Below are 14,153 nucleotides of genomic sequence, written 5' to 3'. Positions count from 1 at the left end.
TCACTCATTAAGTAGTATTCTAAGCAGTAACTTCTTCTCTTTTAATTAACAGAGCATGTACCAGATTGAGTATTCAGCCAGTCTGGTATATTTTTGTTTGTTTGTAAGTATTCTTCTAAAAAATTACAGCTATATTTTAACAAGTTTTCTACATCAGGTGTTATATTTTTTATGAAACTGACTTGCTGCCACCTCCAAAGTCTCACAGTTCCATCATTACTAGAAGAGGCAATTATCTTTCCATCACGACTAAACTCTAGCCGATTAACTTTGGCAGTATGTCCTCGTAGAGTTGCTATTAAAGGATTTTCTCCCTTGATAGCTTTATCTACATCCCATACTTTTACAGTTTCATCATCACTTCCAGAAGCGAGTATTTGACCATCAGGAGAAAAATCTAAGCCATATATTATACCCTTATGAACATCCTTTATTTCTGCTATTAATTGTTTTTTATTATTTTTAATATTCCAAATCTTTATTGTGCCGCCTATACTATTTAGATAACTAGCAGAAGCTAGTAAATTTAAATTCCTTCTTGGCAAACTGAATCTGACCATATATACAGGAACTTGCTCACCATGCGTCCCAACTTCTTCTAAACTATTTCTTTGCCAATTCCAAATTCTAACACTACCATCATAACTTACATAAGCGAGTTTTGAATTGTCATTAGGATCAAAGTCTAGACTATTAACTCGAAGAATTTCAGCGATATTATATCCTTCTTTTTGCAAGATATCTTTCACATTTAGTGTTCTAATTGATTGAGGTTCATTCTCTTGAATGTCGGTATGCCAAATTTTGATTACTCCATCCTTACTACCAGAAGCAATAATTCTATCATCTCGACTAAAACTAACATCATAAACAGTATCACTATGATCCCTAAAAGTTTTTATTAATTTATGCTCTTTCGCGTCTATATTCCAAAGCTTGAACGTTGCATCTTGACTTGTAGAAGCAAGAAATTTACCATTATGGCTAAATCTTACACTCCAAACACCTTTTTTGTGGCCTGGAAGATCATATAAAAATTTGCCATCTTTATCCCAAATTTTGATTGTGTTGTTAGCACTAGCAGAGGCTATTTTACCGTCAGGACTACAACTCACACCCCAAACCCTATCGTTATGACCTTCTAATCGATTATGCTCTTTCACAGTATAGATAATGGATTGTAGTTGCTTTACTTGTTCAGTATGTTTTCCACCTATCTTTTTTAATTCCTGTAGTGCTTGCACACTCGTCATTAATGCTTCAAGTTGCTTATCGGCATCAAGTAATGTGTGAGACACTTTAATCCATGTATGGACTTCTCCCATTTTGACTACTTCTGCATTATTTTTTTCGGATTTAACCCACAACCCCGCTAATGCAATTGATATAACTGCTAACACTGCAACCGCCTGGGTTCTTTGCCTTTCAGCTTTAATTTTGGCTTTTTCCTGTTTGACTTTTTCTCCTTCTGCCTTAGCTCTGGCTTCAGCCGCTTCTCGCAATCGGCGTTCTTGTTCTAATTGAGTTTGGATTTCTCTGTCGCGTCTCTCCAAACTCTTATGCAAAAATTCTGATTCTAATGGCGTAAGTCTTGGCTGAGTCTTATTCACCCACTCAGAAATTACAGCCAATTTTGCACCTGTCAATAGTGCTTCATCCGATTTATTAAATCTTTGTTGCCATTCCTGGCAATCTTCCTCTAAAGAACGACTGAGACGAATATTCTCCAGATTTTCAGCAATCCAAGTATTTAATAATTTCCACTCAGACAAAAGTGCTTCATGAGCAACTTCAACCGTCTTTTCATCGGTGATAATTAAACGTTGTTGAGAACCTGCTAGTAATTCTACAACCCGTTGTAATTGTTGTGGAGAATCTGAAATTACTTCTAATCTATCCCAGCTAGCACGCCGCCGCGTCACTTCCCCAACTTCACCTAACTGCACCAATTCCATAAACAAGCGACGCGCAAAGGCTTGATCTATAGTTGTTAAACTTTGATACAAAATTGTCGCTCGTTTGTCTAAAGCTCCTTTAACCCCGCCAATTTCCTCATAACCTTTACGAGTCAAAAGCGGCTCTGGCGATTCAGGTTCTTCAATGCAAACTCGCCACAACTCTTTGAGCGCATATTGCAGTATAGGTAATGCACCCGGACGGTTGACTACATCGGCGGAAATTTGCGAAACTAAACTATGCTCAAACGTGACACCATGTAATTTTGCTGGTTTTTCTATTGCTTCTTCTAACTCAGTAAAAGACATGGGTGTGACGATAAATGATGTGGGAGGAATGCTATTGATGAGAGTAATAATTTCTAAATAGTCAGCACATCTATTTAAGAAATCACCGCGAATTGTCAAAATTATCCGGCTTTCTCCCTCACCCTTTTTTACTTCTTGTGCTACTAAGCGGATAAAAGCTTTGCGTTCCTCATCGTCTTGACATAGGGTAAATACTTCTTCAAATTGATCGATAAATAATAGATGCGCTTTATTTTGCTGCTGTTGTCGAGTCAAAATATCAACGAGTTTACCTAAAGGATGTTCTCCTGGTGTAAAAGATGCAATTTCCCATTGACTGCTTCCTGGGAGGCGATCGCCTTTCAGTTGCGGCAACAAACCTGCTTTTACTAAGGAAGATTTACCACTACCTGAATAGCCAATTACAGCCAAAAAACGACTCTCTGCTAAACGCGAAATTAGGGTGCGAATTGCTTCATCTCTTCCACAAAAATATTGCGCTTGCTCTGATTCAAAAGCATAAAGTCCCCGATAAGGATTTTCCTGATTGAAAGCAACTTTTTCACCTGTAGTAATATCTTCTAATTGGGGATAAGTAACCAGAGTAATCGAACGTCCCCAACCCATGCGAATCGGCTCTTGTACTGAACCTTTAAGTTCACTGCTGATAAAATCAAACAAGCGATCGCCACTAATTCGCCTACTACTACCTACGTTTTCTACCGCCAATCCCTTAACAACTGCACCTGTGAAAATACTATATTCTTCACTCTTAATTACTCCGGCGCGTTCAAAGCCACGACACGCTGTAATTAAGTAATAATCTTTTTGCGAACTGAAAGCGTTAAGAGTTCTTTCTATTAACTGTCTTTCTAATAAATAGCCGCTATGACAGCAATCGAGTAGCATCACTAAACTACTCAATTGCGAATCTCGAATTAAGTCGTTAAGGCTATCCAGGGGAATGCCATATTTTTGTTCAACATTTTCGTTTTCCTTAAATTCAATCTGACAATCGGAACTTGCCAAATATCCCTTTTGTTGTCCCAAATTGTCGGAAATAGTAAAACCGTGTCCGCTAAAATAAATCAGCGCTTCATTATTAGCAGCTTGCTCTAGCAGGAATGTTCTCAAATCTTGGCCAAGTTGAGCGCCAGTAACTTTTGACGCTGCCATTTCATAGCCGTTTTTATCTTTATTCCAGCGCTGTGGTAGTCTTTGCACAGACTGAAAATCACCATATTGCTCTAGGAGTTGCGCGATCGCCTCAGCATCATTTGTAGTCTTCGACAAACGCGCTAATGATGGGCTAAGATACTCGGCGATGCCAATAACAAGCGCGTATCGTGCCATTTAACACACCTTAGGTTGGTAAATGCGGGATAATCTTGACAGACACAATGATGGCTGTGTTAGTAGAAACAATACCATCTATTATTTTTCCGCAAGCAAGCTGAAATTTTTAAGACACGATACAAAAATTTAACCGAGGTAGCTTATGTCAGAAGTACAGCAATTATTTTTCCAAGCAGATGGGGAGATTGAGCAGATTGAGATTAACGTCACAGCCACCGAAATAACTCAGGAAATTGACGAGGATGATGGCATAGAATACAAGGATGTGCGAACAGATGCGATCGCTCGGATGCAACAAGCTCGTCAAATGATTCGCTCCTATACTATCTATGCTCTTAGTGCTTTTAAAGACTTTAACACTGCTGAGATTGAGGAGGTAAGACTTAAATTTGGCATTAAGCTGGGTGGTAAAGCAGGTATTCCTTACATTACCGAAGGCTCTGCTGAAAGTAATCTGGAAATTGAGGTGAAGTGTAAGTTTCCAGAAAAACCAAAACCTGATTTACAGTAACAGCAAAAAATTATTCGCACAGTGTAGCGTTAGGCAATACCCATTAAACACCTAACTTCGGTGTATTTATTCTCCTATTAACCAAACCTAATTGCTGCGATCGCTTCAAATACTTCACCCAGGGTTGCTCTGACAACTGAGAAATGGCATTTGGTGACAGTGTTGCCGTGAAAATATCTTTGCCACTGGTAACACCACTAACCCCTAAACTTTCTAAAACAGCAGTTGCAGCAGAGCCTAAAATTGGTTCAGTATGGATGAAAACTGCCAAACTAGTTTCTTCTGAATCTTGAATATCATTCAGCACTGTAGCAAGAGCGGCATCTAGTTTCTGATAATTCATCAGCAACTCCTTGGTAAAGAGGGTAGACAATTTCTGTCTACCCTAAGTTATCAAATTTATAGGTTTTTATTGCCTACCCTTGTACAGAAATAATATCTACCTTTCTCAGTCTAATTACAGATTAGCTGCGTTAATCACTCCATAACCCCATTTCTCATCAAATGTACCTGGGGGTTTTCCAGGAATTGCACTATTTTTACGTAGCAAGTCTTTCACAGCAGCCGGATCAAGTTTAGGATCGCGCTGCAACAGCAGTGCCACTAATCCACTAACGAATGGTGTTGCCATACTCGTACCAGCCTGCACCACAAACTTAGAATTAATCATCGATGAACGGTCAAAACTTGCATCGGCGGAAAGCGTCGAAATAATCATCGCTCCTGGTGCTGCTACATCCGGCTTCTGTCCATCATTCCGTAGTGGCCCTTCACTACTGAATTCCGAAATAGTATGCAATTCTAACCCCATTTCTTGCACTTTGTTATCAATATCTGTGTACTTGGTTCTAGTAGTATAGGCGGTAACAGTAATTGCACTGCTGGCGGCTCCTGGCGAACCAATTTTTACCGCATCCTTCACACTTTTACCTGTGAAAAACACTGATGAACTGTCATCTAATGTCCACACATTCAAACATGTGTCAGTTGAAGAACAGTTGCGGACTCGCAGCTGCCAAATACCTCCCATGACTTGCGAGGGGCCAATACCGCGTATTTGCACAAAGAAATTATGGTCGCCGTTGGCTTTATCTGGCGCTGGTGTCGCTAATTGCACCCGTGCATCTGGTAACTGGTAATCTTGTGCGGCATTACCCTGAGTAATTATTTTTTGGAAGGGGGTGACAAAACCGTTAGGACTTTGCACAGACACTTCCAACTCACTGTCTTTAGAATACCAACCGTTTAACCAAACTATGCCTATTTGATTCAAAGGAACATTAAAGCGCATACCACGAGTGCGTCCACAGGGTATTGTCGCTTGACCATGAATATTGGCGTTCCCTTCGTTACCCGCAGCACAGCAAACAATTCTTCCTGGGCCAGTTTCGGCATCGATGACCTTTGATAAAGAATCGCTACCATCATGGGCATCAGCGTGTCCACCCAAGCTGAGATTTACCACTGCTGGGCGTCCCAACTCTCTAGCAATTCGGAAAATGTAACGCACACCATCAGCAATGTGGGCATCCTGTAAATCTGACCTGACGACAACTAATTCTGCCTCTTGTGCGACACCGCCATAGGTAGCATCGGCACCGGCGGCAATTCCCGCAACGTGAGTACCATGACCGCTAGTATCCTGAGAAATTGTCAGTTGCGTTCCTGTAAATTCACCCCCATAGCGGCCTTCCGTCACTCCTGGCCCTGGCAGTGTTTGATCCCAAATGTGTAAAATTCGTCCGGCAAAAGCGGGGTGTTTCGGATCAATGCCACTGTCTATAATACCAATGATTACTCCTTTACCAGTCAGTCCGGTCTGGTTCTTGAACTCCGGCAGTTTGACTGTTTCTAGTGCAGTGTCCATCCTCAAATGAAGTTTGCGTGATGGCTTAATCCGTTGGATAATATCTTCTTCAGATAAGACATCTAAACTCTCTATCGGTAAGAAAGCTGTCCGCACACTCCCAGAGTTTTGATTGACTTCAATATTATATTGTGATAGATAACTTAAGTCTGCATCAGGCTCGCAGTAGATAAAAACGACGCTCTTAGTTGGCTTGACTGGGCTTTTGTGGGCAATGATGCCAAGCGATCGCTTGTGTGTAACTAAAGCTTGATCTCCTTCGCTTTGATAGTCTTGAAATGCCAAAAGTAATCCGGGAGAAAGTTTTTCGTGCCTCATTTTTACCTCAAATTCATTTACTCAAATCTTGCACCAGTCTCAAAAACCGCCATAGGTTTCTAACCTATGGCTAATAGCGAAAGTCCTCGCTTAGTGGACTCAACTTTATTGATGGTATGGATTTACAGCAGTTTTCATGTATTTGAACCACATTTATCGTAGGGGCACAGCAATGCTGTGCCCTTACTGCGCGATCTATTTAACTTAAAATAGCTGTAAGTCCACTTAAGTGCAATACAGTTCAGTTAAGCATTTTTTCTTCTCTTTCTTCTCTTCCTTCTCTTCGAGACGCTGCGCGAACGTGTCCTTTGCGTCCTTTGCGGTTCGTTAAAAAAATTCACTTTGACAAAGAGTAAAGCCTTAACCCAAGCGTATTGCACTTAAGTGGACTTTCGCTATGAGCCAGAGAATAAATTCTCTGGCGGAAGATTGGGGAGGTGCAATATCTGAGTTTATCTATTTTTTTCATAGATAACATCAAATAAGTTTAGGAGGCAGGTAGTTAACCAACTTAGTACTGAGTACTAAGTGCCCAGTGAAGTAAAAAGTACTCAATTTTGCGTCCTACGCACTCTCCAACAAGGCGAAGCGGTCTCAGTTCAAGCAGAAGCAGTCTACGTTCAAGTGGGAGCGGTCTACATTCAAGCAGAAGCAGTCTACGTTCAAGTGGGAGCGGTCTACCTTCAAGTGGAAGCGGTCTACGTTCAAGTGGGAGCGGTCTACGTTCAAGTGGGAGCGGTCTACGTTCAAGTGGGAGCGGTCTACGTTCAAGTGGGAGCAGTCTACATTCAAGTGGGAGCAGTCTACATTCAAGTGGGAACAGTCTCTGACAATTCAGGTCATCTGGAAAACCTCTCTCTAAATCTCTCTTCCTTTAAGGAGAGAGACTTTGAATTTCCCCCTTCCCGCCACGGGTTGGGGGTTAGGGGGTTAGGTTTTTAGTGGACTTTTCCACATAACGTGAAAAGTCAGGAGCAGTCTACCTTCAAGCTTTTATCAAGATTAAACATATTATTTCTATAAATACCAATATCTAGTAATTAAATTCCGAAAAATTACTGCTATAGCTTGAAAATTTTATTAAAAAAATTGCGAGTTGTGCTGAACCGGAATGCAGTTTAATTGAGGCAAGCTAGCTCTATAACCATCTTAAAGGAGTAAATTTATGTCTCGGAGAAAACGTACCTCCCGCATTCTAGAAAAAGCTGAGTTAAGATCCTCTGGACTGAAATCGATTGTTCCAAGCATCAAATTTGATGATGATAATAATATAGAAAAACTCATTGCATCAATTGAGCAGTTACGTACAAAACTTGATGGTTATAATACCGCTCTGTCTGTGATTGACTCTTCTCAAAGTGAGATTGAAGAAATGGAAAAAAACTTAAGCAGTCTTTCAGAGAAGATGCTAATGGTGGTTGCGATCAAATACGGCAAAGACAGCCGCGAATATGAGATGGCGGGTGGTGTTCGCAATGGCGAACGTATTCACAAAATCAGGTCGAGCCGCTTGAAAGCTAGTGCAGCGAAAGTATCAGATGAAAATGCTAAAACCGCCTAGTACCGCAAGGCGGAAGTGAAAAGCCAAAAAGTTTATAGGACAGACTTTTTGGCGATTTGGAATGGGTGGTTTATTTACGCCCTACTGTACTAAGTAACTACGCAAAATTACAGTTATTTTCAGGTAAATAGACCACGCGGTAGGGGCACAGCATTGCTCATTGGTGTCAACTTAACGTAAAAGTCATGTCCCGCAAGGAACTGAAGTTCCTTGCTAATAGCAAAAGTCATCTGAAGATGACTAAATATAGCCAAAAATCTTTAGTCTACTGAAGTAGACTTTAGCTGAAAGCCAAAGAACTTCAGTTCAGGGCGGGTGAGGAAGCCAACGGTTAAGCCATTTCTAGGCTTTTGTTGACACGTATGAGCATTGCTGTGCCCGTAGGGCGCGGGTGTATTTACCATCAAAGAATGATTAATAAAAGCCTGAAACAACCTATTTTGGTAAATGCATACCATGATTAATTTGTACAGCGCGTAAGTCCTAAATTTGATTTATTCTTGCCGACTTAACCCGATTTGCTAATAACTGCTGGCAAATGACAGATTCTCTATCATAAGTAAGAGCCATAAAGAAGCTAATATTTGCAACGATCGCTTCTGAAGCTACAAAAATTTATTCATGCAAATTCAAACACCAGACTGGGTAAAGCACGCGGTTTTCTACCAAATCTTCCCAGACCGCTTTGCTAGAAGCAAACAGCCGCACAAACGGCTACTGCGTGAAGCCCGTTGGGAAGATTGGGACTCTATGCCAACACTCCAAGGTTATAAAGGCGGCGACTTATGGGGCATCATGGAGGGTTTAGACTACATCCAGGATTTAGGGATTAACGCGATTTACTTTACACCCATTTTTCAATCCGCTAGCAATCATCGCTATCATACCCACGATTATTATCAAGTTGACCCCATGCTGGGGGGCAATGAGGCTTTTAAAGAATTGCTAGATGCAGCCCATCAACGGAATATCAAAGTTGTTCTAGATGGCGTGTTTAACCATTCCAGCCGTGGTTTTTTCTTCTTCCATGACGTTTTAGAGAATGGCCCCCATTCACCTTGGGTAAATTGGTTCAAAATTGAAGGCTGGCCCCTTTCACCCTACAATGGGGAATTCCCTGCTAATTACGTGGGTTGGGCAGGAAATCGTGCTTTACCAGAATTTAACCACGACAATCCAGAAGTGCGGGAATATATTATGGAAATTGCCGAATATTGGATTAAATTCGGCATCGACGGTTGGCGATTAGATGTACCATTTGAAATAAAAACTCCTGGATTTTGGCAGGAATTCCGCGATCGCGTCAAGGCAGTCAATCCCGAAGCTTACATTGTGGGCGAAGTGTGGGGAGATTCCCGCGAGTGGTTGGATGGAACACAATTTGACGGGGTGATGAATTATCTATTTACTGGGCCAACAATTGCCTTTACAGCAGGCGATCGCGTAGTCTTAGAACAAGTCCAAAGCCGCGACTATCAACCCTACCCACCCTTATTTGCTGCCGAGTACGCCACCAAAATTCAAGAAGTACTGCAACTTTACCCTTGGGAAATTCAGCTAACTCAACTCAATTTGTTAGCAAGTCACGATACAGCCCGATTGATGACCATTGCAGGCGGTGATATAGGTAGTATAGAATTGTCAACTCTACTACTACTCACCTTTCCCGGTGCGCCCAGCATTTACTATGGTGATGAAGTTGGTTTACCTGGTGCAATAGATCCAGACTCACGTCGTGGTTTTCCTTTAGAGAGTAACTGGAATCAAGAAATTTTCAATACTCACCGTCAATTAATTGCCCTGCGCCACACATACCCAGCCTTGCGTACAGGTGATTACCAAGTCCTCCATGCTCAAGGACAAATTTATATCTTTGCGCGAACTTTAGGGACAGAGGAATTGATAATTGCCGTCAACGCTGGCACAAGTTCGGCAACAGCGAATGCAGATGTCATCAGTTTGCGTACTCAACCCAACAAGTTGTTATATGGTACTGCTGAAGTTGAGTGGAATAGTGAAGGAGAAACTGGGCAGTTGTCATTGACTCTTCCTGCACGTAGTGGCTGCATTCTGGGAGTAGGGAATGGGGAGTAGGGAGTAGGGAATGGGGGGATGAGGGGGATGAGGGGGATGAGGGGGATGAGGGGGATGAGGGGGATGAGGAGAATAACCAATGCCCAATGCCCAATGCCCAATGCCCCATGCCCAATGCCCAATGCCCAATCCCCCATCCCCTTATTTCCCCGCCACCATTGCAGGCATCAACACCGCATCAATAACGTGGATCACGCCATTGTCTGTCAAAATGTCTGTTTTGATGACATTGGCGTTATTTACCTTAAATTTACCATCGGCAGATTCAATGGCTACAATTGACCCTTCAAGCGTCTCTGCCTCATTAATTTGTATCAAATCATCAGACCGAACATCTCCACTAGCGATATGATATGCGACAATTTTCTGGAGCTTGGGGATATCTTGTAGTAGCGAGTCTAAAGTTCCCTCTGGCAGATTGGCAAAAGCTTCGTCAGTTGGTGCAAATAGCGTGAAAGAACCAGGACTTTTTAGAGTTTCTATGAAATTTGCAGCTTCAGCAGCCTTCACCAGAGTATTGAAGTTTCCCGCGTTGATAGCAGTTTCCACAAGGTCAGCCATAAGGATGTGTGACTTTAGTCAGGTAGTATTATAAGTAACTTATATTGACTAGAAAGCTCTTAGCCTCTATCAACAGAGAGGTTGCTAGCGATTAAATACACAGCAGCAGATTTATCAGTACTGCTACACTGGGGAATGACCCCAAGAACCACTGATTATGCTAAAGCGTTCTAAGTTCGAGACAACTCAGTCTCAGATTATGCACCGTTCTGAGGAGCTAATTAGTGCAGCCTCAAATCGTTACCGCATTACGGTTCAGGTGGCAAATCGTGCTAAACGTCGGCGTTATGAAGACTTTGAAAATAACGAAGATGCGATGATGAAGCCAGTACTAAGGGCAATTATCGAAATGTCCGATGAATTGACTCAGCCAGAAATTATTGGCGAACTATAAGATTGAGTGCTGAGTGCTGAGTGCTGAGTTAGGAGTTAGGAGTTAGGAGTTAGGAGTTAGGAGTTAGGAGTTAGGAGTTAGGAGTTAGGAGTTAGGAGTTAGGAGTTAGGAGTTAGGAGTTAGGAGTTAGGAGTTCTGTGAGTTCTGTGAGTTCTGAGTTCTGAATAAGGCAGATTCATATTTTCACTCAGCAACGCCTAAAATATAGCTTTTCCTAATCAAATGAGGTAGATCATAGCCCCCTCATCGCTTGCGGGGAGGGGGTTGGGGGTGGGGTTCTTGTACCTACTCAACTGAGAACCGCTATACTGTTCTATGAAAAAGAAAAAATTTCTGTTTAAATCAATTTTCTCAAAACTCAAAACTCAGCACGGGCTAAACGCCCCGCTAACGCTAACAGCAATACTGCTTGCTTTAATGGTAGTAGGTGTAATTGTTTTGGGTTCAGGGGCGGACAAATCAATACATAGAAATTTATTTAGTATCCAACCTGCTTATGCTCAGAGAATCACACCTAGCGATGTTTGGCAGCTAGTATATCAGCAATTGCCAGATTTCCCACGAGAAAATAAGTATATCAGCAAAGAAAATGGTCAAGTTGCCGAAAACAACACCTTAATAAATCGCGTGATTAGATATCACATTTATACCAAAGGGCGGGCCCCAATTTATCGCTTAGATTGGAAGCTGACTTTAGCTGATTACCTGGGTGCGAACGAAATTATGTATGATACTCCCTATCCAGGCAATGATACACTACGGGAAAATCCGATAGAAGGCGATCGCAAAGCCATCAGCCGTCTCACCCGCAGCCAACGAAATGCCCTAGTGCAAGTCTTAATCAATATATTTAACCCTACCCAAAATACCCAATCTCCCACCCCCAACACCACACCCAGTCCTAATACATCAACCACCCCACAACCAGCCCAACGAGGAGGTGCTGAACTACTCAAATGACCAAACCCACAGTCCAAAATCTTCCTTTGCGTTCCTCTGCGTTAAACCTCAGCGTCCCTCTGCGTTTAAAAAACTAAACTATGGAACGCCTTGTAAAAACCGGATATGGTTGGCGTATAGGCCAGAACCCCGATGCACCTGAATTTAAAGGTTTAGTCGGTACAGATGATTGGGCGATTGAGTTAACCGAAGCCGAGTTGAATGATTTTTGCCGCCTACTAGCACAGCTAGCAGACACCATGAAACAACTCGCAACTGAATTAATGGAAGAGGAAAAAATTGCTTGTGAAGCCGAAAGCGATTTATTATGGATGGAGGTAGAAGGCTATCCTCATGCCTACAGTCTGCGCTTCATCTTGAATACAGGGCGATGTGTAGAAGGGAAATGGGATGCTTCTGCTGTTTCAGATTTAGTGCAAGCTAGTGGGATGCTTAAGGTTTTTTAAATTTGCCTCTTGCTTATCCTAAAGTTTTGCTGTATGATGATAATTCTGACCGGGGCGTAGCGCAGCTTGGTAGCGTGCCACTTTGGGGTAGTGGAGGTCGTGGGTTCGAATCCCGCCGCTCCGATTGATGATAAGCCATGCCTGCTAGTCTTTTCAAAAGATTGGCAGGTTTTTCAATCATGTCTACGAGATGATAGCAAATTCTTATACCATTTCTTTGTGAGGCTGCGCCAAATTTTCTTTCTTTCTTTCTTTCTTTCTTTCTTTCTTTCTTTCTTTCTTTCTTTCTTTCTTTCTTTCTTTCTTTGTGTCCTTTGCGCCCTTTGCGGTTCGTTTTTCTTCCTTATACTTCAGTCCTAATATGGTTTAGCGCATCTTCATACAGAATTGGTATTAGCACAAAATCATTCCAAAACTTCACTACAAATAATAATTGGAATCGGCACAGACAGTGTAGGTATATTATTATTTAGCCATTCGTGCATATTATGTTGTCGGTAAATTTGCACCAATTGATTAAACAATTCCTGACTGACGAAACCATTAGCGGTTGCTGGTGTTACCAATTAGTAGGCGTAGTTCTTTAATGTTCGTGAGGCGTTGTGCAATAGCGGTGAAGCCAGAAATGAAGAAGTAACCTACCGCAAAATGGGCTGCTGCTGATGAGTCGAGAATGCAGTTGATTTGGTCTACTAATTTTTGATTGCGATTATCTATAATATCATGTATAGGCATAAGTTCTATAACTAGTAGTTGAATAAAATTATGAGTGATTCAGAAGGTATAGAGAAACTGATTGAATCTAACGCTAAAGCAATTCAAGCATTGACAGAGCAATCAAATCAACTCATTCAATCTAACGCCAAAGCAATTCAAGCATTGACTGATTTATCTAGTAGCATTTTACCGAGACTAGATGAGATGCAACGGCAAATGGTTAATACACAACGCCAAATGATTGATAATCAAAGAAGAATCGATGATAATACGGCAGATATAAGAGAGTTAACGCTGGAAAATCAGAGAATTTTGAAATATCTAGAATCGGGAAAAAAATAATTTTGCTAAGGTGCATTAAATTTATTTAATGCACCATATCCATAGTTCAAGATGCTAAAACTTCGCTAAGGATAATAACTGGTAAGCCTGGAATATTGCGAAAGCCTTTATCGTTAGTTATAAATTGGTTACAATTAACAGATAAGGCTGTAGCGGCATGAATAGCATCGGGTGTTTTGAGGTTGGTAGTAGCCCGGAGACTTGCAGCTTGTCTTAGCACAGGTTGGCTGATAGGAACTAGTTGCATATTTTCCGACAATAGCAGTTCTTCGTAAGCATTGAGTAAAAATGTATCATTATTTTTCAAAGGAAGAACTAAAGCTTCCATCAATATGAGTTCACTACTAATAATTTGAATTTCTCCTGTCTGAAACTTTAACCATAGTGGTTGCAGCAGTGAATAATATTCAGGGTTCCACTCTCCGCTATAAATCAGTACTGGTGTATCTATATAGATAACGCCAGAAGAGGGAAGTATTAGCTGTCCCATGAATCCCGTTCCTCTTGCAGCTGTCTATCTATTTCTTCAGCAGTTTTTGGTGTGCGTTTAGCGTGAACTTCTTCTATAATTTCTATTGCAGAACGCCGTTTTATTTTAGGCTTTTCTGGCAAAATCACAAATACATCAACGCTGTCACCAATCTCGGCTTCTGGAAGTTCTATTTCTATTTTGTTTCCTGGTAAAACTTTAGTTGTGATGCGTAAAGCTGCTTGCATGATTTTTTCAACCTTATATAGTTAGGATATTTTCGTAAATATCTGCCAAAAATGTGTAGGTTGGGT

General features: G+C 41.4%; 16 protein-coding genes and 1 tRNA gene. 9 read left to right on the top strand and 8 right to left on the bottom strand.

Annotated elements, in window-relative coordinates:
* Nucleotides 1-41: 41 nt before the first annotated feature.
* Complete coding sequence (locus LC586_RS00640) at nt 42-3,596, bottom strand: nSTAND1 domain-containing NTPase (protein ID WP_229482479.1); 3,555 nt, start codon at nt 3,594-3,596, stop codon at nt 42-44.
* 145 nt (nt 3,597-3,741) lie between these two features.
* Between LC586_RS00640 and LC586_RS00635 the strand changes: the two genes are divergently transcribed.
* Nucleotides 3,742-4,110, top strand: a complete 369-nt coding sequence (locus LC586_RS00635) for a CU044_2847 family protein (RefSeq protein ID WP_229482478.1) — start codon at nt 3,742-3,744, stop codon at nt 4,108-4,110.
* Between the two features lie 43 nt (nt 4,111-4,153).
* Here LC586_RS00635 and LC586_RS00630 read toward each other — a convergent pair whose 3' ends face one another.
* Complete coding sequence (locus LC586_RS00630) at nt 4,154-4,453, bottom strand: hypothetical protein (RefSeq protein WP_229482477.1); 300 nt, start codon at nt 4,451-4,453, stop codon at nt 4,154-4,156.
* 114 nt (nt 4,454-4,567) lie between these two features.
* Nucleotides 4,568-6,295: a S8 family serine peptidase gene (locus LC586_RS00625; protein WP_229482476.1), complete on the bottom strand. Its 1,728-nt coding sequence runs from the start codon at nt 6,293-6,295 to the stop codon at nt 4,568-4,570.
* A gap of 528 nt (nt 6,296-6,823) precedes the next feature.
* On the opposite strand from LC586_RS00625, the gene LC586_RS00620 reads away from it, so the two are divergent.
* The gene (locus tag LC586_RS00620) at nt 6,824-7,237 is read left to right on the top strand and encodes a hypothetical protein (protein WP_229482475.1); all 414 of its coding nucleotides are present in this window, start codon (nt 6,824-6,826) and stop codon (nt 7,235-7,237) included.
* A 223-nt stretch (nt 7,238-7,460) separates the two neighbouring features.
* Nucleotides 7,461-7,856, top strand: coding sequence for a hypothetical protein (locus tag LC586_RS00615; RefSeq protein ID WP_229482474.1), 396 nt, complete (start codon nt 7,461-7,463; stop codon nt 7,854-7,856).
* A 260-nt stretch (nt 7,857-8,116) separates the two neighbouring features.
* Here the strand turns inward: LC586_RS00615 and LC586_RS00610 are convergent, their stop codons facing one another.
* Nucleotides 8,117-8,314 carry a hypothetical protein gene (locus LC586_RS00610; protein ID WP_229482473.1) on the bottom strand — a complete coding sequence of 66 codons (198 nt, stop codon included), beginning with the start codon at nt 8,312-8,314 and terminating at the stop codon, nt 8,117-8,119.
* Between the two features lie 163 nt (nt 8,315-8,477).
* Here LC586_RS00610 and LC586_RS00605 point away from each other — a divergent pair, with 163 nt between their 5' ends.
* Nucleotides 8,478-9,950: a glycoside hydrolase family 13 protein gene (locus LC586_RS00605; RefSeq protein WP_229482472.1), complete on the top strand. Its 1,473-nt coding sequence runs from the start codon at nt 8,478-8,480 to the stop codon at nt 9,948-9,950.
* A 141-nt stretch (nt 9,951-10,091) separates the two neighbouring features.
* Here the strand turns inward: LC586_RS00605 and LC586_RS00600 are convergent, their stop codons facing one another.
* A complete protein-coding gene (locus LC586_RS00600; protein WP_229482471.1) occupies nt 10,092-10,511 on the bottom strand; it encodes a fasciclin domain-containing protein in 420 nt (139 codons plus the stop codon).
* Nucleotides 10,512-10,668: 157 nt separating this feature from the next.
* Between LC586_RS00600 and LC586_RS00595 the strand changes: the two genes are divergently transcribed.
* From LC586_RS00595 to LC586_RS00580, 4 genes are all read left to right on the top strand, one after another.
* Nucleotides 10,669-10,905 carry a DNA-directed RNA polymerase subunit omega gene (locus tag LC586_RS00595; protein ID WP_100900204.1) on the top strand — a complete coding sequence of 79 codons (237 nt, stop codon included), beginning with the start codon at nt 10,669-10,671 and terminating at the stop codon, nt 10,903-10,905.
* A gap of 417 nt (nt 10,906-11,322) precedes the next feature.
* The gene (locus LC586_RS00590; protein WP_229482625.1) at nt 11,323-11,865 is read left to right on the top strand and encodes a hypothetical protein; all 543 of its coding nucleotides are present in this window, start codon (nt 11,323-11,325) and stop codon (nt 11,863-11,865) included.
* Nucleotides 11,866-11,945: 80 nt separating this feature from the next.
* Nucleotides 11,946-12,311, top strand: coding sequence for a DUF1818 family protein (locus LC586_RS00585; protein ID WP_229482470.1), 366 nt, complete (start codon nt 11,946-11,948; stop codon nt 12,309-12,311).
* Nucleotides 12,312-12,361: 50 nt separating this feature from the next.
* Nucleotides 12,362-12,435: transfer RNA gene (locus tag LC586_RS00580), tRNA-Pro, on the top strand.
* 419 nt (nt 12,436-12,854) lie between these two features.
* On the opposite strand, the gene LC586_RS00575 is transcribed toward LC586_RS00580, so the two are convergent.
* Entirely contained in the window at nt 12,855-13,046 is a 192-nt protein-coding gene (locus LC586_RS00575; protein ID WP_229482469.1) for a phospholipase D-like domain-containing protein, read from the bottom strand.
* Nucleotides 13,047-13,076: 30 nt separating this feature from the next.
* Here LC586_RS00575 and LC586_RS00570 point away from each other — a divergent pair, with 30 nt between their 5' ends.
* Entirely contained in the window at nt 13,077-13,370 is a 294-nt protein-coding gene (locus LC586_RS00570; RefSeq protein ID WP_229482468.1) for a hypothetical protein, read from the top strand.
* A 46-nt stretch (nt 13,371-13,416) separates the two neighbouring features.
* On the opposite strand, the gene LC586_RS00565 is transcribed toward LC586_RS00570, so the two are convergent.
* Both LC586_RS00565 and LC586_RS00560 read right to left on the bottom strand, forming a co-directional pair.
* On the bottom strand, nt 13,417-13,860 hold the full coding sequence (locus LC586_RS00565) for a type II toxin-antitoxin system VapC family toxin (RefSeq protein ID WP_229482467.1): 444 nt from the start codon (nt 13,858-13,860) through the stop codon (nt 13,417-13,419).
* Nucleotides 13,848-14,087, bottom strand: coding sequence for a hypothetical protein (locus LC586_RS00560; RefSeq protein ID WP_229482466.1), 240 nt, complete (start codon nt 14,085-14,087; stop codon nt 13,848-13,850). The genes LC586_RS00565 and LC586_RS00560 overlap by 13 nt, the downstream gene beginning before the upstream one ends.
* Nucleotides 14,088-14,153: the final 66 nt, after the last annotated feature.

It is taken from the genome of Nostoc favosum CHAB5714, assembly GCF_020829495.1.
GTDB classification, from domain to species: domain Bacteria; phylum Cyanobacteriota; class Cyanobacteriia; order Cyanobacteriales; family Nostocaceae; genus Nostoc; species Nostoc favosum.
This window is presented reverse-complemented; position numbering and strand designations above follow the sequence as displayed.